This window comes from Microbacterium sp. GXF0217 (assembly GCF_054798195.1).
The window spans coordinates 464,226-483,510 of the sequence record NZ_JBSJZG010000001.1 but is presented as its reverse complement, the minus strand read 5'-3'; the positions used below and the strand labels follow the sequence as shown (position 1 = coordinate 483,510).

15 protein-coding genes and 1 other RNA gene are annotated in these 19,285 nt (G+C 69.0%); 9 read left to right on the top strand and 7 right to left on the bottom strand.

All coding sequences use genetic code 11. The features are described from left to right. Window positions 1-20: 20 nt before the first annotated feature. Window positions 21-1,706: a bifunctional 3'-5' exonuclease/DNA polymerase gene (locus ACWAT3_RS02420; protein WP_460795582.1), complete on the top strand. Its 1,686-nt coding sequence runs from the start codon at window positions 21-23 to the stop codon at window positions 1,704-1,706. A 14-nt stretch (window positions 1,707-1,720) separates the two neighbouring features. Further along, window positions 1,721-2,077: RNase P RNA component class A (gene rnpB, locus ACWAT3_RS02415), an RNA gene on the top strand. Window positions 2,078-2,161: 84 nt separating this feature from the next. Here rnpB and ppgK read toward each other — a convergent pair. Further along, window positions 2,162-2,908, bottom strand: a complete 747-nt coding sequence (ppgK, locus tag ACWAT3_RS02410) for a polyphosphate--glucose phosphotransferase (protein WP_460795580.1) — start codon at window positions 2,906-2,908, stop codon at window positions 2,162-2,164. A 68-nt stretch (window positions 2,909-2,976) separates the two neighbouring features. Between ppgK and ACWAT3_RS02405 the strand changes: the two genes are divergently transcribed. From ACWAT3_RS02405 to ACWAT3_RS02390, 4 genes are read left to right on the top strand one after another with little or no spacing between them, the layout of a single operon-like run. After that, entirely contained in the window at window positions 2,977-3,171 is a 195-nt protein-coding gene (locus ACWAT3_RS02405) for an SPOR domain-containing protein (RefSeq protein ID WP_460795579.1), read from the top strand. A gap of 8 nt (window positions 3,172-3,179) precedes the next feature. Then, on the top strand, window positions 3,180-4,517 hold the full coding sequence (locus tag ACWAT3_RS02400) for a glutamine synthetase family protein (RefSeq protein WP_460795869.1): 1,338 nt from the start codon (window positions 3,180-3,182) through the stop codon (window positions 4,515-4,517). A gap of 6 nt (window positions 4,518-4,523) precedes the next feature. Further along, on the top strand, window positions 4,524-7,502 hold the full coding sequence (locus tag ACWAT3_RS02395; protein WP_460795577.1) for a bifunctional [glutamine synthetase] adenylyltransferase/[glutamine synthetase]-adenylyl-L-tyrosine phosphorylase: 2,979 nt from the start codon (window positions 4,524-4,526) through the stop codon (window positions 7,500-7,502). 35 nt (window positions 7,503-7,537) lie between these two features. Beyond that, window positions 7,538-8,449, top strand: coding sequence for a diacylglycerol/lipid kinase family protein (locus tag ACWAT3_RS02390; protein WP_460795575.1), 912 nt, complete (start codon window positions 7,538-7,540; stop codon window positions 8,447-8,449). 74 nt (window positions 8,450-8,523) lie between these two features. Here ACWAT3_RS02390 and glnA read toward each other — a convergent pair whose 3' ends face one another. Continuing rightward, window positions 8,524-9,948 (bottom strand): type I glutamate--ammonia ligase, encoded by a 1,425-nt coding sequence (gene glnA, locus ACWAT3_RS02385; RefSeq protein ID WP_460795573.1) that lies wholly within the window; start codon window positions 9,946-9,948, stop codon window positions 8,524-8,526. A gap of 121 nt (window positions 9,949-10,069) precedes the next feature. Between glnA and ACWAT3_RS02380 the strand changes: the two genes are divergently transcribed. Further along, a complete protein-coding gene (locus ACWAT3_RS02380; protein ID WP_460795571.1) occupies window positions 10,070-10,498 on the top strand; it encodes an RDD family protein in 429 nt (142 codons plus the stop codon). A 9-nt stretch (window positions 10,499-10,507) separates the two neighbouring features. Here ACWAT3_RS02380 and ACWAT3_RS02375 read toward each other — a convergent pair whose 3' ends face one another. Then, window positions 10,508-10,987 (bottom strand): ATP-dependent zinc protease family protein, encoded by a 480-nt coding sequence (locus ACWAT3_RS02375; protein ID WP_460795570.1) that lies wholly within the window; start codon window positions 10,985-10,987, stop codon window positions 10,508-10,510. Window positions 10,988-11,013: 26 nt separating this feature from the next. Here ACWAT3_RS02375 and ACWAT3_RS02370 point away from each other — a divergent pair, with 26 nt between their 5' ends. Beyond that, the gene (locus tag ACWAT3_RS02370) at window positions 11,014-12,198 is read left to right on the top strand and encodes a RimK family alpha-L-glutamate ligase (RefSeq protein WP_460795568.1); all 1,185 of its coding nucleotides are present in this window, start codon (window positions 11,014-11,016) and stop codon (window positions 12,196-12,198) included. A 57-nt stretch (window positions 12,199-12,255) separates the two neighbouring features. On the opposite strand, the gene ACWAT3_RS02365 is transcribed toward ACWAT3_RS02370, so the two are convergent. Further along, a complete protein-coding gene (locus ACWAT3_RS02365; RefSeq protein ID WP_460795567.1) occupies window positions 12,256-12,966 on the bottom strand; it encodes a DUF4191 domain-containing protein in 711 nt (236 codons plus the stop codon). A 159-nt stretch (window positions 12,967-13,125) separates the two neighbouring features. Here ACWAT3_RS02365 and ACWAT3_RS02360 point away from each other — a divergent pair, with 159 nt between their 5' ends. Beyond that, the gene (locus ACWAT3_RS02360) at window positions 13,126-14,475 is read left to right on the top strand and encodes a hypothetical protein (protein WP_460795565.1); all 1,350 of its coding nucleotides are present in this window, start codon (window positions 13,126-13,128) and stop codon (window positions 14,473-14,475) included. A gap of 3 nt (window positions 14,476-14,478) precedes the next feature. Here the strand turns inward: ACWAT3_RS02360 and sucB are convergent, their stop codons facing one another. From sucB to ACWAT3_RS02345, 3 genes are all read right to left on the bottom strand, one after another. Continuing rightward, window positions 14,479-16,263 carry a 2-oxoglutarate dehydrogenase, E2 component, dihydrolipoamide succinyltransferase gene (sucB, locus tag ACWAT3_RS02355; RefSeq protein ID WP_460795564.1) on the bottom strand — a complete coding sequence of 595 codons (1,785 nt, stop codon included), beginning with the start codon at window positions 16,261-16,263 and terminating at the stop codon, window positions 14,479-14,481. Between the two features lie 64 nt (window positions 16,264-16,327). Next, entirely contained in the window at window positions 16,328-17,701 is a 1,374-nt protein-coding gene (gene lpdA / locus ACWAT3_RS02350; protein ID WP_460795563.1) for a dihydrolipoyl dehydrogenase, read from the bottom strand. Further along, entirely contained in the window at window positions 17,698-19,185 is a 1,488-nt protein-coding gene (locus ACWAT3_RS02345) for a leucyl aminopeptidase (RefSeq protein ID WP_460795562.1), read from the bottom strand. The genes lpdA and ACWAT3_RS02345 overlap by 4 nt, the downstream gene beginning before the upstream one ends. Window positions 19,186-19,285: the final 100 nt, after the last annotated feature.

The window sequence follows — 19,285 nt, the reverse complement described above, 5'->3', positions numbered from 1 at the left end:
GCTCCTGCGCGCCCCGCACGGTGTCGCGCAGCGCTGAACGACGCATCGCGCTCGTCGAGACGGGCGGAGCGTACACGGCGGTGGAACTGGATGCTCAGGGCGCCGAGCTCGAGCGTCACGTGATCGCCAACGCCGCAGCGCCCGCGTGGATCCGTGCAGCGGACGCGGAATCGAAGCCGCGCTGGGTCATCCGCAGCGCACGGGCGGTCTATCCGGCGCTGCTGAGCGCGGGAGTCGCGCTGACGCGCACGCACGACCTCGTACTGTGCCACGCGATCCTCCGGGACACGGCGCTGCTCTCCGAGCCGCTCGCTCCGTCGCGCGCGTGGATCCCCACCGCGACCGAGATCGAGCCGCCGACGCTCTTCGACGCCTTGGCGGCGGATGCGACGCATGATCCAGTGGGCGAGGTGCTGGAACAGTATCGCGCGCAGCTTCTCGTGCTGTCGGCGGCGCCGGATGGCCGTCTGGCGCTCCTGTGCGCCGCCGAATCCGCGGGCGGCCTCATCGCGGAGGAGATGCGTGCGGGCGGTCTGCCGTGGGACGCGGCGACGCACGAGCGGATCCTCATCGACACGCTCGGCGAACGGCGCGGAGGTGGCGTGCCGGCGAAGATGGCCGAGCTCGCGCGGCAGGTGCGCACGGAGCTCGGCGACGACCAGCTGAACCTCGACAGCCAGCAGAAGGTGCTGCGCGCGCTGCACAGGGTCGGAGTGCTCGCGGAGTCGACGAGCCGCTGGGAACTGGCGGAGTACGACCACCCCGCTGTCGCGCCGCTGCTGGTCTACAAGAGGCTGTCGCGGCTACTGAGCGCCAACGGATGGACCTGGCTCGCCGATTGGGTGCAGGGCGGCCGGTTCCGTCCCGTCTACATCCCCGGCGGCGTCGTCACTGGCCGATGGGCGTCCGCGGGCGGCGGCGCGCTGCAGCTGCCGCGCATGCTGCGCCCCGCCGTCCGCGCCGACGAGGGGTGGCGACTCGTGGTCGCCGACGTCGCGCAACTGGAGCCGCGGATGCTGGCAGCCATCGCGAGGGACGAGGCGATGGCTCAGGCCGCCAGGGGGCGCGACCTGTACGAGGGCGTCGTCTCATCCGGAGCCGTCGCCAGTCGGGAGGAGGCGAAGTACGCGGTGCTCGGGGCGATGTACGGAGCGACCACCGGCGACAGCGGCCGCCTCGTACCGCGGTTGCGCAAGGTGTACCCGAAGGCGATGCGTCTGGTCGACGATGCGGCGCGCACTGGCGAGGACGGCGGGGTCGTCTCGACCTGGTTGGGGCGTTCCTCGCCGAAGCCTCCCGCAGCCTGGCTGGCGGTCCAAGCCGCAGCGAGCGGTGCCGATGCCACCCCGGCTCTGGTCCGCGAAGCGCGGCGGCGCGCGCGCGAACGCGGACGCTTCACCCGCAACTTCGTCGTGCAGGGCACAGCCGCCGAGTGGTCGCTGATCTGGCTCGCCGAGATCCGGCACCGGCTGCAGGCGCTGCCTGCCGCGCAGGCCCCTGCCGCGGCATCCGGTCCCTTCGCGCAGACCGCGCATCTCGCGTTCTTCCTTCACGACGAGGTGATCCTGCATGTGCCGGCCGAGGCGGCCGAGCAGGCGGCGGATGCCGTGCGCGAAGCCGCGGCGGTGGCGACGGAGCGGCTGTTCGGCTCGTTCCCGCTGGATGTGCCGCTGGACCTGCGTGTAGCCGATACGGCCGAGAAGTAGACTGGTGGCGTGAATGGGCCGGCCGGACGGTCGCGTGGCGGGAGACCGCACCGAGGAACGTCCGGGCTCCGCAGAGCAGGGCGGTGGGTAACACCCACCCGGAGTGATCCGCGAGACAGTGCCACAGAGAGCAGACCGCCCCGCAAGGGGTAAGGGTGAAAGGGTGGTGTAAGAGACCACCGGGGGCCGTGGTGACACGGCCCGCCAGGTAAACCTCGCCCGGAGCAAGGCCAGACAGAGGATGATGACGCGGCTCGCCGAGTCCTCGGGTAGGCCGCTGGAGCGTCACGGCAACGTGCCGCCGAGAGAGATGACCGTCGAAGGGGCGAAGAACCCCGGAACAGAACCCGGCGTACAGGCCGACCCATTCACCTCACAACGACGACGGCCCCGGCATCCGAGACAGGATGCCGGGGCCGTCGTCGCAGGATCTTGCGCGTCCCGCGGCGCGGAGCTTAGTCGCCCGCGAGCGATGCGGCGCCGATGATTCCGGAGTTGTTGCGGTGGATCGCCGGGACGATCGGGGTCTTGAGGTCGAGCAGCGGCAGGAAGTCACTGGCGTTCTTCGACACGCCGCCGCCGACCACGAACAGGTCGGGGCTGAAGAGGAACTCGATGTGCGCGTAGAACTCCTGGAGGCGCTCCGCCCACTGCTCCCAGCTGAGGCCTTCGCGCTCGCGCGCCGATGTGGCCGCCCAGCGCTCGACCGATTCGTACGTTCCGAAGTTGAGGTGTCCGAGCTCGGTGTTCGGGACGAGCACTCCGTTGTAGAGGAACGCCGAGCCGATGCCGGTGCCGAGAGTCGTCATGAGGGTCAGGCCGATGACGTCGCGTGCGGCCCCGTGTCGCGCTTCGGCGACGCCGGCGGCGTCCGCGTCGTTCACGAAGACGATGTTGCGCTGCAGGCCGTCACGGAAGAACTGCTCCGCGTCGAAGTCGATCCACTGCTTGGACACGTTCGCCGCGGACAGGGTCTTGCCGCGCTTCACGATCGCGGGGAACGCGACGCCGAGGGGCAGCGTCGATTCGTGCACGTCGAGCGTCTTGAGGACCGTCTGCACGGCGATCAGAACGTCCTGCGGTGATGCGCCTTCTGGCGTCGGAACGCGCACACGATCGGACGCCATGGTCCCGTGCTCGAGGTCGACGATGCCTGCCTTGATACCTGTGCCGCCGATGTCGACGCCGATCGCTTTTGCCATGAGCAATAGCCTACCCAGCGGGCCGGGCGACAGTAGGATCGTGACAGGAGCTTACGAAGGGATCCGCCATGCCGGACAACGATCACAAGTACTGGTACAACTCCGTGACCGGCGAGGTCGAGTTCGGCATGATTTCGCCGTCGACCGACCGCATCGGACCCTTCGACACGGCGGAGGAGGCTGCCGACGCCACCGAAGTCGTCAAGCGTCGCGCGGCGGCGTGGGCAGAAGAAGAAGCAGCAGAGAACGGGTGGGATTCTTGACGATGAGCATGGACAAGCAGCGGGACTTCGTTCTGCGAACGATCGAAGAACGCGGCGTCAAGTTCGTCCGCCTGTGGTTCACGGATGTCATCGGCACGCTCAAGTCGGTGGCGATCGCTCCGGCCGAGGTCGAGGGCGCGTTCGCGGAGGGCATCGGCTTCGACGGCTCAGCGATCGAGGGCCTCACGCGGACCTCGGAGTCGGACCTGCTCGCTCAGCCCGACCCCACGACGTTCCAGACGCTGCCGTGGCGCGGGGAGATCGATCCGACCGCCCGCATGTTCTGCGATCTGACGACCCCGGACGGCCAGCCGGCCGTCGCCGATCCCCGTCACGTCCTCAAGCGCACTCTCGCCAGGGCGGCGGATGCCGGGTTCACGTTCTATACGCATCCCGAGATCGAGTTCTACCTGCTGAAGTCCTCGAACTACGGTCCCGAGGGTCCCGTCCCCGTCGATTCGGCCGGCTACTTCGACAACGTCCCCGGCGGCACGGCGCACGACTTCCGTCGGCGCTCGGTGCGGATGCTCGAGGACCTCGGCATCTCGGTCGAGTTCAGCCACCACGAAGGCGGCCCAGGGCAGAACGAGATCGACCTGCGCTACGCGGACGCGCTGACGATGGCGGACAACGTGATGACCTTCCGCACGGTCATCAAAGAGGTCGCGATCGAGCAGGGCGTGTACGCCACGTTCATGCCGAAGCCGCTCAGCAACCACCCGGGCAGCGGCATGCACACGCACATGTCGCTGTTCGAAGGCGAGCGCAACGCGTTCTACGAAGAGGGTGCGAAGTACCAGCTCTCCAAGACCGGCAGGCAGTTCATCGCGGGCCTCCTCAAGCACGCGAACGAGATCGCAGCGGTCACCAACCAGTTCGTGAACTCGTACAAGCGGCTCTGGGGCGGCGACGAAGCGCCCAGCTTCGTGACGTGGGGGCACACGAACCGGTCGGCGCTGGTACGCGTTCCGATGTACAAGCCGAACAAGAGCGGCTCGTCGCGCATCGAGTACCGCGGCATCGACTCGGCCGCCAATCCGTACCTCGCCTACGCACTGCTCCTCGCCGCAGGACTCAAGGGCATTGAGGAGGGCTACGAGCTGCCTCCGGAGGCCGAGGACAACGTCTGGGCGCTCAGCGACGCCGAGCGTCGAGCCCTCGGCTACGCCTCGCTTCCTGCCAGCCTGGATCACGCGCTGGAGTACATGGAGGCATCCGAATTGGTCGCCGAGACGCTGGGGGAGCAGGTCTTCAACTACGTCCTGCGCAACAAGCGCAAGGAGTGGGAGGCGTACCGCGGTCAGGTCACGCCGTTCGAGCTGAAGAGCAACCTCGAGCTGCTCTGACGATCCATGGCTCGACCGGATGAGACCGTCTCGCTCTCCGCGCTGGCGCGTCTGGGGTTCACCGAGCTCAGCGCGGCGGCGCTCGCGCTGAGCGAGATCGCGGAGCTCACCGGCATCGCCCGCCGCATCCTGCTGGAGGGGGCCGCGAAGGCGGCGGATCCGGATGCCGCTGCCGCCGGCATCCTGCGCGTCGCGCGCCGTGATGCCGGCGCGATCAGGCGCCTGTTGGGCGATGACGTCCAGCGGCTCACCGTCTGGCGAGTGTTCGGAGCATCGATCGGACTCGCAGACTTCTTCCTGCGGCATCCGGACGCCCTGGAGGTGCTCGCGGAGCCCGCTTTCGCGGTGCCGAGCAGGGCGCAGCTGCATGCACGGATGCTCGCGGCCGTCGGAACCCGCGACGGTTTCGCGGACTCGGGCGAGGACGAGGCCTGGGTGCGTCTGCGCGTCGCCTACCGCCGCGAGCTCGCCCGCATCGCGAACGTCGACGTCTCGCATCCGGAGCCGGCGCGGCTGATCCCCGAGGTCAGCGCCGCGCTCGCGGACGCCGCCGGTGCCGCTCTGGAGGCCGCGCTCGCGGTCGCGCGGACCCGCGTGGCGGCATCGATGCCGCGTGAGGCGGTGGCGGCGACCCAGCTCGCGATCATCGGGATGGGCAAGGCCGGTGCGCGCGAGCTGAACTACGTCAGCGACGTGGATGTGATCTTCGTCGGAGGGACGGCCGACGAGGAGGCCGTCGAGGAGAGCCGCGCGATCGACATCTCGACGCGGCTGGCCCGCGAGACCATGCGCGGCCTGTCCGGCATCGAGGTCGAGCCGCCGCTCTGGGAGGTCGACGCGGCCCTGCGCCCTGAGGGCAAACAGGGCGCCCTGGTGCGGTCGCTGACGTCGCATCTCGCCTATTACGACCGGTGGGCGAAGAGCTGGGAGTTCCAGGCGCTGCTCAAGGCGCGCCCGCTCGCCGGCGATCCGGAGCTCGGAGACGCGTACATTCAGGCCGTTCAGCCCAAGATCTGGTCCAGTGCCGCGCGTGAGAACTTCGTGGACAGCGTGCAGCGCATGCGCGAGCGGGTGACGGAGCACATCGATCCTGCAGACGCCCCGTTCCAGATCAAGCTCGGCGAGGGCGGGCTGCGCGACATCGAGTTCACGGTCCAGCTGCTGCAGCTGGTGCACGGGCTCACGGATCCGAGCATCCGGACGCGGGGGACTCTCGAAAGCCTGGATGCTCTCGTGGCCGGCGGGTACATCGGTCGCGCCGAGGCGGAGACGTTCGCCGAGGACTACTGCACGCTGCGCCTGCTCGAGCATCGTCTGCAGCTGCGGGAGCTCTCGCGCACGCACCTCATGCCGCGCACCGACGAAGGCCTGCGGGTGCTCGCACGCGCCACGGGGCTCGCCGACAGCGGCCCCGCGGTCTGGACGCTCTGGGATCAGGTGCGACGCGAGGTCCGCGACATCCACACCCGGTTGTTCTACCGGCCGCTGCTCAGCGCCGTGGCGTCGCTCCCGGAAGAAGAGCGCAGCCTGTCCACCGAGCAGGCGCACGATCGTCTCTCGGCCATCGGCTTCCGCGACCCGGCCGGCGCGCTGCGTCACATCGGCGCGTTGACGAACGGTCTCAGCCGGAAGGCGACGATCCAGCGGCATCTCATGCCGGTGATGGTGCGCTGGTTCGCGGACGGCACGGATCCCGATTACGGCCTCATCGCCTTCCGCCGGATCAGCGAGCGCCTCGGCGACACGCCGTGGTTCCTGCGCGTGCTCCGCGACTCGGCCGGTGCCGCCGAGAGCCTCACGAGGTTGCTGTCGTCGTCGCGCTACGTCGGTGAGCTGATGGAGTGGATTCCGGAATCCGTGGCGTGGCTGGACAGCGCCGAGTCCCTGCGCCCGCGGGGCGAGGCAGCGCTCGACGAAGAGGCCAGAGCGATCCAGACCCGGCACGAGCAGACGGCGGATGCGCTGCGCGCCGTGCGGGGTCTTCGACGCCGTGAGCTGCTGCGCACGGCGATGGGTGCGGTGCTCGACGTGCTCACGATCGAGGAGATTGCGACCGCGCTCACCGGGATCACGGACGCGACGATCCAGGCCGGGCTCCGAGCGGTCAGGCGCGAGGTCGTTCCCGTCGAGGACGACAGCCTCGATTTCGCCGTGATCGGCATGGGCCGCTTCGGCGGAGCCGAGCTCGGTTTCGGGTCGGATGCCGACATCCTTTACGTCTACGAGGCGAACGACGTCGACCCGCAGCGGGCGCAGCAGCTCGCCGTGAAGCTCGTGAACGGCCTGCGCGAGCACCTCACAGATCAGCGCGTGCCGCTGGATCTGGACGCGGATCTGCGACCGGAAGGCCGCAACGGACCCGTCGTGCGGACGCTCGACGCATACGCGGAGTACTACCGCCGCTGGTCGTTGTCCTGGGAGGCGCAGGCGCTGCTGCGGGCCAGGGGCGTCGCCGGGAGCACCCGGCTGACCGAGCGCTTCATGCGCCTCGCCGACAGCGTCCGCTACCCGGACGAGGTCGACCTGCAGGGTCTGCGTGAGATCAAGCGCATCAAGGCGCGCGTCGAGGGGGAGCGGCTGCCGCAGGGGGCCGATCCGCGCAGGCATCTGAAACTCGGTCCCGGATCGCTGAGCGATGTGGAATGGCTCGTGCAGCTGCTTCAGCTGCAGCACGCGGCCGCGGTGCCTGGTCTGCGCACCACGTCGACCATCCAGGCATTGGATGCCGCCGTCGAGGCGGAGATCGTCGATGCGGAGGATGCCGACCGGCTTCGGGAGGCGTGGCGTCTGGCGAGCCGGCTGCGTTCGGCGATCACGCTGTTGACCGGTCAGACCAGCGACGTGCTCCCGGCGGATCGTCGGCAGCTCGATGGGATCGGCCGCCTGCTCGGCTATCCGGACCGCTCGGCGACGGATGTCGAGGAGGACTATCTCGGCGTCACCCGCCGTGCGCGTCGCGTGTTCGAGGAGCTCTTCTACGGATAGTTGCCATATCGGTCGGGTGCACCCAGGCTGAGATCATGAGCAACTCGATCGGCGTCGTCTGGAATCCGTCCAAGGTGGAAGAAGGCGCGCTGCGATCAGCCGTCGAGGCGGTGTTCGGCGACCAGGTCCAGTGGTGGGAGACCAGCGTCGAGGACCCCGGCCGGGGAATGGCGGAGAAAGCGCTGGCAGCCGGCTGCGACGTCGTCCTCGCGGTCGGCGGTGACGGCACGGTGCGTGCGGTCGCCGAGGCGCTTTCCGAATCGGATGCCGCGCTGGGCATCGTTCCCCGGGGGACGGGCAACCTCCTCGCGCGCAATCTCGATGTGCCCCTCGACGATATCCCGGCGGCACTGGAGCGGATCGCGCAGGGCGGATCGACGACGATCGACCTCGGCTGGGTGGAGCTGGACGGCGTCGAGCGTGCTTTCGCCGTGATGGTGGGCTTCGGAGTGGATGCCCAGATGCTCGTCGAGACCGATGACGACCTGAAGGATCGGGCCGGGTGGCTCGCCTATGTCGAGGCCATGGGCCGGGCGCTCGCCGGTGCGGAGATGACCGGCATCACGATGACGCTGGACGACGAGGATCCGGTCGACGTGCGCGCGCACACGCTGCTCATCGGCAACTGCGGAATGGTGCAGGGCGGCATCCGCCTCCTGCCGGATGCCGTGCTCGATGACGGACGCCTTGACCTGCTGCTCGTGAGCGCAGACGGGGCGCTGCAGTGGATGGACACCGTGCGGTCGGTCGTGTGGGACAACGGCATCCGACGGATCTTCGATCGCGACGCCGCGGCCGTCAGCACGGAGTCGACCAGTCATCTCGCGGCCGAACGGATCCGTGTGCGTCTCGAGAAGCCGCTGGTGTTCGAGATCGACGGCGAGGAGATCGGCGAGGTCTCGGAGTTCGCCGTGCGCGTCCAGGCCGGTGCGCTCACCGTTCGCTGAGGACGCAGGCGCTGAGCGCACGAAAGAGCCCGTCAGGAGGACCTGGCGGGCTCTTTCGCGAACGGCTCTTCGGATCAGACTCCGAAGTACAGCTCGTACTCGAACGGGTGCGGACGCTGCGCGATCGGCAGGATCTCGTTTTCGATCTTGTACGAGATCCAGGTCTCGATGAGCTCAGGCGTGAACACGCCGCCCTCGAGGAGGAACTGGTGGTCCTCACGCAGAGCATCCAGCGAGTCCAGCAGCGAGTTCGGGACCTGCGGGATGTTCTTGGCCTCCTCCGGGGGAAGTTCGTAGAGGTCCTTGTCGACGGGCTCGTGCGGCTCGATGCGGTTCTTGATGCCGTCGAGGCCAGCCATCAGCTGCGCGGCGAAGGCGAGGTACGGGTTGCCGGAGGCATCCGGTGCGCGGAACTCGATGCGCTTGGCCTTCGGGTTCGAGCCCGTGATCGGGATGCGGATCGCGGCGGAACGGTTGCCGGCCGAGTAGACCAGGTTGACCGGAGCCTCGAAGCCCTTGACCAGGCGGTGGTAGCTGTTCAGGGTCGGGTTGGTGAACGCGAGCACGGCCGGCGCGTGCGCCAGCAGGCCGCCGATGTACCAGCGTGCGACATCGCTGAGCTGGCCGTAGCCGGCCTCGTCGTAGAACAGCGGCTTGCCGTCGTTCCACAGCGACTGGTGCGTGTGCATGCCGGAACCGTTGTCGCCGAACAGCGGCTTGGGCATGAAGGTCGCGACCTTGCCCCACTCCTCGGCGGTGTTCTTGACGATGTACTTGAACTTCAGGATGTCGTCGGCCGCGTGCACCATGGTGTCGAAGCGGTAGTTGATCTCCTGCTGCCCGGCGGTGCCGACCTCGTGGTGCGAACGCTCGAGGATGAAGCCCGCGTCGATGAGCTTGAGCGTGATGTCGTCGCGCAGGTCGGCGGTCTTGTCGACGGGGGAGACCGGGAAGTACCCGCCCTTGTAGGGGGTCTTGTTGCCCAGGTTGCCGCCCTCTTCCTCGCGGCCAGTGTTCCACGCGGCCTCTTCGGAGTCGACCTTGTAGAAGCTCTCGCCGGCGGTGACCGAGTAGCGGACGTCGTCGAAGATGTAGAACTCGGCCTCGGGGGCGAAGAACGCGGTGTCGGCGATGCCGGTGGAGGCGAGGTACTTCTCGGCCTTCTTGGCGACCTGACGCGGGTCCTTCGAGTAGATCTCGCCAGTGCGCGGGTTGTAGATGTCGAAGAGCATCACCAGCGTGCTGGCCTCGCGGAACGGGTCGACGTACGCCGTCGAGACGTCAGGGATGAGCTGCATGTCGGACTCGTGGATCGATGCGAAGCCGCGGATCGAGGAGCCGTCGAACAGTTGACCGTTCGTGAAGAAGTCCTCGTCGACCGTCGACGCGGGGATGTTGAAGTGCTGCTGAACGCCGGGCAGATCGGTGAACCGGATGTCAAGGAACTTGACGTCGTTCTCCTTGATGTAGCTCAGCACCTCGGATGAATCAGTGAACATGTATCACTCCTGATGACGCGGGTTGGGGACCAGAGGTCTTCGTGAAGGCTAGGGTGGCGGAGTTTCTCTGCCGTGTCCTGAATGTTTCCGGCATGTTACAGGGCCTCGGTAGAATCGGGGTGTGACGGATGCTGCGAACACCTACCCGGGCGAGCGACTGGGGCTTCCCGAATCGGGATCCCGGAGCATCGGACGCGTCGGCCGCCGCATCGCCGCTCTCGTGATCGATTACGCGGCCGCCACGATCCTCGCGACCGCATTCTTCGGCTACGACCAGTTCGCGCTCCCGGCAGAGGCGGGGGCGACGATGTTCGCGCCCATGATCGTGTTCGCCGTGATGCAGATCGTGTTCATCCCGACCCTCGGCGGCAGCCCTGGCCACCGGATCGTGGGCCTCCGGGTGATGCGCGCGGACGGCGCGTGGCCCGGCCTCTGGCGTCCGATCGTCCGGACGCTCCTGCTGGTGGTCGTCGTTCCCGCCGTCATCTGGGATCAGGATCAGCGGGGGCTCCACGACAAGGCAGCCGGGACAATCCTGCTGCGGGCCTGACACCGGCGCTCAGTTGCGCCCGCGGTTGCGACGGCGCATGTCCTTCGGGGCGCGACCGCCCAGGAACGACCGCGCGGGGTCGATCACGAAACCGCGCCGCAGCGCTTCGCGGCCGATCAGCATCCGGAAGCCCATCTCGTCTCGATTGCTCAACGTGACCTCCGACACGACCAGCCGGTCGACGAGACGGATCGCCAGCAGGACGACGATGCGGTCCTGCTGGTGCCCGGATGAGCTGCGCACCCGACGGCGGTCGTGCACGGGGCATTCCACGATCGTGGCGTCGGCCTGACTCTCCTGCCAGGGCTTCACCCGGAAGCGGACCCAGTCCTCGCCCTCCCGCTGGAACTCCTCGACGTCGTAGGCGTGCAGAGAAGAGGTGCGCGCACCGGTGTCGATCTTGGCCTTGATCCAGTCGACTCCGGCATCCGGAAGGCTGACCCATTCACGCCACCCCGTGAGAGTGTTTGAATGGGGTGTCCGACTCATGATCTACATCCTGGCAGGAAATCTCTGTGAAGCTCGCCGTTCTCTCCCGTGCGCCGCACGCCTACTCGACTCAGCGGCTGCGTACAGCCGCTCTGCAGCGCGGGCATGACGTCAAAGTGCTCAACACGCTGCGGTTCGCGATCGATCTCACCGAGGACGAACCCGACCTGCAGTATCGCGGACGTCCGCTCAGCGACTACGACGCGATCCTTCCGCGCATCGGCAACTCGATCACGTACTTCGGCACCGCTGTCGTCCGCCAGTTCGAGCAGATGGACGTCTACACGCCGAACACCGCGAACGGGATCTCGCAGGCGCGCGACAAGCTGCGGGCGAATCAGATCCTCTCCCGGCACAACATCGCCATGCCCGCGACCGCCTTCGTGCGCAACCGCGCGGACGTGCGGCCGGCCATCGAACTCGTCGGCGGTGCGCCGGTCGTCATCAAGCTCCTCGAGGGCACGCAGGGCATCGGGGTGATCCTGGCGCCGCAGGTCAAGGTCGCCGAAGCGATCATCGAAACGCTGCACTCGACGAAGCAGAACGTGCTGATCCAGAAGTTCATCGCGGAGAGCCGTGGCCGCGACATCCGCGCGCTGGTGGTGGGCGACCGCGTCGTCGCCGCGATGCGCCGTGTCGCAGCCGGCGACGAGTTCCGATCGAACGTCCACCGCGGCGGCACCGTCGAACCGGTCGAGCTCGACCCGCTCTACGAGCAGACGGCCGTCCGCTCCGCGCAGATCATGGGGCTGCGCGTCGCCGGTGTCGACATGCTGGAGGGCGACGACGGCCCGCTCGTCATGGAGGTCAACTCCTCGCCGGGCCTGCAGGGCATCGAGCAGGCGACGAACCTCGATGTCGCCGGCGCGATCATCGACTACATCGCAGGCCAGGTCGCCTTCCCCGAGATCGACGTCCGTCAGCGGCTGAGCGTGTCGACCGGGTACGGCGTGGCCGAGCTGCTGATGCACGCGGGGGCGGAGCAGGTAGGCAAGCAGCTGGGCGAACTCGGGCTCTGGGATCGCGACATCACCGTGCTGACGCTGCACCGCGGCGTCACCGTCATCCCGAACCCGCGCAAGCACGTCGTGCTGGAGGCCGGCGATCGTCTGCTCTGCTTCGGCAAGCTCGAGGAGATGCGCTCCATGATCCCGGAGCGACGGCGTCGGCGCGCGAAGGTGCGGCGTCTGCCGAAGGACGCGCGCGGGTGATGCACAAGCGCCTCTACTCCGGAAGGAGCAGAGGCGCTTCGCGCAAGCCGTCGCAGCTCAGCGCGGACGCTGTGCGCGAGCCTTCATGGGGTCGACGCCCTTCGGGATCGGCAGCGAGGTGACCGACTGGGACACCGAATCGATCCGGCGGATCACCGCGGCCATCGTCGTCTTGTCGATGGCCTTGGGAAGCTTCTTGATGGTCTTGGAGAGATCGGCGATGGCGACCTCGTCTTCGCCGTGACCGACGTACAGGACGGTCACGGGGACGCCGTGCGCGACGCGCTGCGCCTTGGTGCGCTCCTCGTTCACGAGCCGCGTCAGGCGTCCGCGCGCGCCCTCGCCGATGACGACGATGCCGCCGCGGCCGATCGCACGGTAGACGGCCTCCTGCGTCTTGGGGTTGATGCCCACAGGAGTGTCGGAGGCCTGCCAGTTGCGCCCGAGGCTCGTGCTGAGCACATGGCCGGATGCGCCCGGCATGCCGTCGATCTTCGCGTACATGGCCTTCGTGGACATCCGCGTCATGAGCATCAGGGCGCCGAGCACACCGACCATGAGACCCGTGATGGCCCAGAGCACGAGCGTCCACACCTGGAACGGCGGGATCAGGTAGCCGACGACCAGGCCGACCAGGATGCCGGCGACGAGGATCGCGATCTGCGCCCAGGGGAGCCACGAGTACACCTCGCGCGTGAACCGGAAGAGGGACTTGAGCTGGGAGAAGAACCCAGGACGCTTCTCGGGTTCGGGAGCACGCTTTGCCATACGTACAAGACTACCGAGTCGCCGGAGGGGCCTGTGACGCGTTCGCGGCGGGCGCACTCGTCCTGCACAGCACGGATGCCGCGGTGGATTCTCCCCGAGTTCGCGCGTTCCTCGGCTGACGCTCGAGCGTGGGAGCGTCGCTGGGTGTGTGCTCGGTGCATGAGGACCAATCAGGAGGACGGCGTACTGGTTCCCGGCGTGCACCGCGCGATCAGATCGCTCGCGCCGGGTGAATGCCCCTGGCCGGGCACGCTCGTCACGGACGGCACCGAGGTCGGCGTCTGGTGCGATCTCGATCGCGCCGATCTCGGCATCGATTGGCGGTTCGCCGGGGCAGCTCATGTCGCCGCGCCCACGGACGTCGCCCGGTCCGCCGGCGGGCACGGCGCAATCCTGCCGTGGTGCACCACCCGTGTCACCACGTTCCTCGCCAGGCGGACAGCGGCCGAAGCCCCGCTCGAGCCGGGCGAGTGGGGCACGCTCGTGCTGAGCATGCTTCGTGGACTGCGGGAGATCGTCGACTCCGGCGAGCCCGAGCTCGCCGGACAATGGTGGCTGACGGAGGCCGGTCGTCCGCTGTGCGTGCCCGGAGGCAGCGCGACGGCGCGGAGCACTGCGGTCGACATCCTGGCCTGCGCGCAGACCATGTGCCCCGACCGCTCGCTACGGCGCATCCTGGTCGGAATCCAGGAGTCCGTCGCAGACAGCATTCCGACGACGGCGCGCGTGCGCGGGTGGGAGCGCGAACTGCTCGAGTTCGCCGCTCCGCGAGCGCTCCGAGTCGACGATCATGCGCCGCAGTCGGCGCGCGACGCGTCCATCGTGCGGAGTGCCGAAGCACGGGCCCCTTCGCCGCGCCGACGCATGCGATCCCGTACGGCTCCGGTGCGATCGCTGCTCGCTGAGCGTCTCGTGCGGGCGGCGGCCGTGATACCGCGGCGGCGGCCCCGGAGAGCGGCCCCTGCTCGTCCAGGCGGGGCGAAGCAGCACGCACCGCGCCGGCGGATGCTGCTGATCGCGGGTGGAGCGGCCGCTGCGGTGCTGTGCGCTGGAGCGCTCTGGCCGGGGGATGAGCATGCACCGTCACAGGCCGCGGAGTCTGCGCTGGTCGGCGGTGCGAGTCCGGCCGCGGTCACGCCCGGACCGACGGCATCCGCTGCGCCGTCATCGTCGGCCGATCCCGAAGCCGCGACGGACGCAGCGCCGCCCGCTGCGGCCGATCCGGCGGCGACGGCCGTCGCCGTGCTGGCTCAGCTCGATGCGTGCGCCGCCGTGGCGGATGAGGAATGTTCCGACGCGATCGCGTCCGGCTCGAGCGCGCGTTCGTCGCACGTGCTTCGGTCGGAATCCGCCGGCGAGCCGGTGCTCGTGGACGACTACGGCGATCTCGCCGTCATCCGGCTGGGAGTGGATGCCGAGCGCGAACAGATGCTGGTGCTCGTGCGCCAGAACGACGAATGGCTGGTCCGCGACGTGTACGACGTCGCGGACCAGCCAGGTGATGGATGACGCTCAGGCGCCGAGGTTCGCCTCGAACTGGGCGCCCTCCAGGCGTGCCTTCATCGCACCGAGGAAGCGCGCCGCGTCGGCACCGTCGATGATGCGGTGGTCGTACGAGATCGCGAGGAACACGTATGAGCGAACCGCGATCGCGTCGACGCCGTCGACCGTGACCACACCGGGACGCTTGAACACCGTGCCGGTTCCGAGGATCGCCGACTGCGGCAGGAACACGAGCGGGGTGTCGAACAGCGCTCCACGCGAGCCCGTGTTCGTCACCGTGAAGGTGCCGCCGGCGAGCTCATCGGGCTTCAGCTTGTTGTCGCGCGTGCGGGCGGCGAGATCGGCGATCTCGTGCGCGAGCTGTGCGAGGTTCTTCGCGGCGGCATCCCGGACGACCGGCGTGAGCAGGCCGCGCTCGGTGTCGACGGCGATGGAGATGTTCTCCGAAGCCGGGTACACGATGCTGTCGCCGTCCACCGTCGCGTTGATGATGGGGAACGCCTGGAGAGCCTCGGCTGCGGCCAGTGTGAAGAACGGCAGGAACGAGAGCTTGTCGCCGGTCTTCTGCTGGAACGACGCCTTGACCTTGTCGCGGTACGACGCGAGGGCGGTCACGTCGACCTCGACGAAGGTGGTCAGCTGCGCGGTCTGCTGCATCGACGCCACCGCACGCTCGGCGACGACCTTGCGCAGGCGCGACATCTTCTGCGTCGTGCCGCGCAGGGGCGAGACCTCGAGCGGTGCCGCTGCGGGAGCAGGAGCGGCTGCGGGTGCCGCCGTCTTGGCGGACTCGGCGGCGCTGAGGACATCCTCCTTGCGGATGCGTCCACCGACGCCGCTGCCCTTGACGGTGCTGAGGTCGACGCCCTGCTGCGAGGCCAGGCGGCGCACGAGCGGGGTGACGTACAGGCTGTCGGACTCGCCATCGGCGGGCGCCGCGGCAGGAGCTGCGGGAGCGGGAGCGGGAGCAGGAGCTGCGGCAGCCGGTGCCGGAGCTGCGGCAGCCGGTGCCGGAGTTGCGGGTGCCGGAGCAGCGGCAGCAGGAGTCGGCGCAGCAGCGGGAGCAGGAGCAGCGGCAGTCGGAGCCGGCGCAGCGGGTGCCGGAGCGGCCTCCGCGGGGGCGGGTGCAGGTGCGGCAGCGGGAGCGCCGGAACCGACTCGGGCGAGCACGGCGCCGACAGCGACGGTCTCGTCCTCGCCGGCGACGATCTCCTGCAGAACACCGGCGACCGGCGAGGGGATCTCGGTGTCGACCTTGTCGGTCGAGATCTCCAGCAGAGCCTCGTCGACGGCGACCTCTTCGCCGATCTGCTTGAGCCAGCGGGTGACGGTGCCCTCGGTCACGCTCTCACCGAGCTCGGGCAGGACGACATCGGTGCTGTCGCCGCCGGGTGCGGGTGCAGCGGGGGCCTCGGCAACGGGTGCCGGCGCAGCAGGCGCCTCAGCAGCCGGTGCCTCAGCAGCCGGTGCGGGAGCGGCGGGAGCGGCCTCGGCCGGTGCGGTCTCGGGCTCAGCAGGTGCGGCAGCCGGAGCATCCGACGCCGGTGCGGCAGCGGAACCGTCGCCGATGCGCGCCAGCAGTGCGCCGACCTCGACAGTCTCGTCCTCGGCGACCAGGATCTCCTCGATCACGCCGGAAACCGGCGAGGGGATCTCGGTGTCGACCTTGTCGGTCGAGATCTCGAGCAGGCCTTCGTCGGCCTGGACGGTGTCTCCTACCTGCTTGAGCCAGCGGGTGACCGTACCCTCGGTGACGCTCTCTCCGAGAGCGGGGAGGACCACGGATGTGCTCATGACTGAGTCTCCTTAAGGAAGTATGTGACGCATCAAGCTTAGTGACCTGCGCGCCGGTTCGTGCTCAGAGGGCGTGCAGTGGTTTTCCGGCGAGGGCGAGGAAGGCCTCGCCGAGCGCTTCGCTCTGAGTCGGATGGGCATGGATCAGGGGGGCGATGTCTTCGGGGTGCGCCTCCCACGCGACGGCCAGCTGGCCCTCGGTGATGAGCTCGCCGACGCGGTCGCCGAGCAGATGGACGCCGAGAACGGGTCCGTCCTTCCGGCGTACGACCTTCACGAGTCCGCCGGTGCCGATGATCTCGCTCTTGCCGTTACCGGCGAGGTTGTACTCGTAGCTGACGACGCTCTCGCTGCCGTGCTCGGCCACGGCGGCCGCTTCGGTCAGACCGACCGAGGCGACCTCGGGGTTCGAGTAGGTGATCTTGGGGATCTGTGTCTCCGGCACGGGCGCGGGGGAGAACCCGGCGATGCGCTCGGCGACGGCGATTCCCTGGAGGAATCCGCGGTGTGCCAGCTGCAACCCTGGAACGATGTCGCCGACCGCCCAGAGCCCTGGTACCCCGGTGCGGAGCTGCTCATCGACGATCACGAAGCCGCGATCGAGCGTGACGCCCGCCTCCGCGAACCCGAGTCCGTCAGTGGCAGGGCCCCGACCGACGGCGACCAGCAGGTAGTCGCCGGTGAACGTGCGGCCGTCCTCGAGCGTCACCGTGACGCTGTCGTCGCCCTGCGCTGCGTTCTGGAAGCGAGTGCCCAGCGAGTACTGGATGCCGCGGCGACGGAACGCCCGCTCCAACCCCTTGCTGAGGGCGATGTCCTCGTTGGGGACGAGATGCTCCAGCCCCTCGATGATCGTCACCTCGGCACCGAACGATCGCCAGACGCTCGCGAACTCGACGCCGATGACGCCGCCGCCGAGGATGAGCACGCGCTCCGGGACGACATCGAGCGCGAGCGCCTGCTCGCTGGCGAGGATGCGTCCGCCGATCTCGAGGCCGGGAAGGCTGCGGCTGTACGAACCAGTGGCCAGCACGACGTTGCCACCGGTGTAGACGTCGTCGCCGACGGCGATCGTGCGATCCGGGGTGAGACGGCCCTCGCCGGCCACGACAGTGATGCCGCGGGCCTTCACGAGTCCTTCGAGTCCTTTGAACTTCTTGGCGACGATGCCTTCGCGGTATGTGCGCACGCCGGCGGCGTCGACGCCCTGCAGCGTCGCGGTGACGCCGACCGATGCAGCATCGCGCACGTGATCCGCGACCTCGGCCGCGTGCAGGAGCGCCTTGGTCGGGATGCACCCGCGGTGCAGGCACGTTCCGCCGACCTTGTCCTTCTCGATCAGCGCGACGCTCTTGCCCAGTTCGGCTGCGCGCAGGGCTGCCGCATATCCGCCGCTGCCACCGCCGAGGACGACGACGTCGAAGGAGTGCATGCTCATGCGTCTGCCTCCTGTGCCGCCGCCGATGCGGTCGCCTCGGCGAAGGCGACGAGGGATCGCACCGTTGCCGCGGTCGGGCCCTTGTCCACGAAGCCGTACGGGGCGCTGTTGTGCTCACCGGAGCCGGCGATGTCGAGGTGCACCCATGGGATGCGCGGTGCGTCGTCTCCCTCGCCGACGCGACCGATGAAGCGCTGCAGGAAAAGCCCGGCGAACAGCGAACCGCCCGCACGGTCGCCCATGTTCGCGTTGACGAGATCGGCGATGGGGGACTGCAGCGACTCCTCCATGTAGGGCGGCAGCGGCAGCGCCCAGGCGAGTTCGTCCACGCTGCCCGCGGCCGTCAGATAGTCGGCGACGACATCGTCCGATCCCATCACGCCGGTGTGGCGGTGACCCAGCGCGACGAGGATGGCGCCGGTCAGGGTCGCGACGTCGATGATCACGTCCGGATTCTCGCGGCTCGCCGCGACGAGACCGTCGGCGAGGACGAGCCGGCCCTCGGCATCCGTGTTGAGGACCTCGACCGTTGTGCCGTCCAGGATTCGGATCACGTCGCCGGGGCGGGTCGCGCGGCCGGAGGGCATGTTGTCCGCGATGCACATCCATGCGGTCACGCGGACCGGGATGCCCAGCTCCGCGATCGCGCGGATCGTGGCGAGGACGGTCGCCGATCCGGCCATGTCGAACTTCATGCCGACCATGCTCGCCGCGGGCTTCAGTGACAGTCCGCCGGTGTCGAACGTGATGCCCTTTCCGACGAGGGCGATGTGGCGCACGGCGTCAGCGGGGGAGTACTCCAGGCGCACCAGGCGCGGCGGGCGGTCGGACCCCTGACCGACTCCGAGGATGCCGCCGAAGCCCTGCTCCTCGAGCGCTTTCTCGTCGAGCACCTCGACGGTGACGTCCGTGCCGGCGACGCTCTCCACGGCGCTGCGTGCCAGGTCATCAGGGCTCTGCCACTGCGCGGGCACGGCGACGAGATCCTTGACCAGCGCCAGCGCATCGCCCAGCGTCTGAGCGCGAGCGATGTCGGCATCCGTCAGCGCGTCGTCATGCACGACGATCGACTCGGCACGCGGCTTGCCAGCCTCCGAACGGTACCCGTCGAAGCGGTAGCCGCCGAAGACGGCGCCTTCGGCGGCGGCGCCCGCGAACTCCGACAGCCCCTCGGCGAGGCCGAGAGCCAGGGTCGTGAAGCCCGTGAGCACACGGGCGGCGGTTCCTGCGGCATCGCGGACGGACGAGGCCGTCGGGGCGGCGCCAGCGCTCACGACCGCAAACGGCACGGAGGAGACCTCCGGCAGATGCACGCGGGCGAAGGCGTTCGCCGAGCCGGTGAAGCCGACTCCGTCGAGCGCCTCAGCCAGACCCGGATAGGCGGCGAGGGCGTCAGGAGCGGTTTCGGAGATGACGAGCACTGCGGCGTCTGCAGCGCTCCCGGGAAATGCGTCGGTGGTGTGCGAGAGCACGGGATGCGTCATGGTTCCATCCTAGGGATGCCGCGCGCTCAGCACCCGGGGCCGCGACCGCTGTGTTCGCTGACAGCGACACCGACCCGCCGCCGCGGCCCGGCTCGTAGCA

Excerpts from the sequence above, each read along its gene's own strand:
- glnA (WP_460795573.1), bottom strand. The coding sequence starts at position 9,948 with ATGTTCACTGATTCATCCGAGGTGCTGAGCTACATCAAGGAGAACGAC.
- ACWAT3_RS02345 (WP_460795562.1), bottom strand. The coding sequence starts at position 19,185 with ATGACGCATCCCGTGCTCTCGCACACCACCGACGCATTTCCCGGGAGC.
- ACWAT3_RS02375 (WP_460795570.1), bottom strand. The coding sequence starts at position 10,987 with ATGAGTCGGACACCCCATTCAAACACTCTCACGGGGTGGCGTGAATGG.
- ppgK (WP_460795580.1), bottom strand. The coding sequence starts at position 2,908 with ATGGCAAAAGCGATCGGCGTCGACATCGGCGGCACAGGTATCAAGGCA.
- ACWAT3_RS02365 (WP_460795567.1), bottom strand. The coding sequence starts at position 12,966 with ATGGCAAAGCGTGCTCCCGAACCCGAGAAGCGTCCTGGGTTCTTCTCC.
- lpdA (WP_460795563.1), bottom strand. The coding sequence starts at position 17,701 with ATGAGCATGCACTCCTTCGACGTCGTCGTCCTCGGCGGTGGCAGCGGC.
- ACWAT3_RS02390 (WP_460795575.1), top strand. The coding sequence starts at position 7,538 with ATGAGCAACTCGATCGGCGTCGTCTGGAATCCGTCCAAGGTGGAAGAA.
- ACWAT3_RS02395 (WP_460795577.1), top strand. The coding sequence starts at position 4,524 with ATGGCTCGACCGGATGAGACCGTCTCGCTCTCCGCGCTGGCGCGTCTG.
- ACWAT3_RS02360 (WP_460795565.1), top strand. The coding sequence starts at position 13,126 with ATGAGGACCAATCAGGAGGACGGCGTACTGGTTCCCGGCGTGCACCGC.
- ACWAT3_RS02405 (WP_460795579.1), top strand. The coding sequence starts at position 2,977 with ATGCCGGACAACGATCACAAGTACTGGTACAACTCCGTGACCGGCGAG.
- sucB (WP_460795564.1), bottom strand. The coding sequence starts at position 16,263 with ATGAGCACATCCGTGGTCCTCCCCGCTCTCGGAGAGAGCGTCACCGAG.
- ACWAT3_RS02400 (WP_460795869.1), top strand. The coding sequence starts at position 3,180 with ATGGACAAGCAGCGGGACTTCGTTCTGCGAACGATCGAAGAACGCGGC.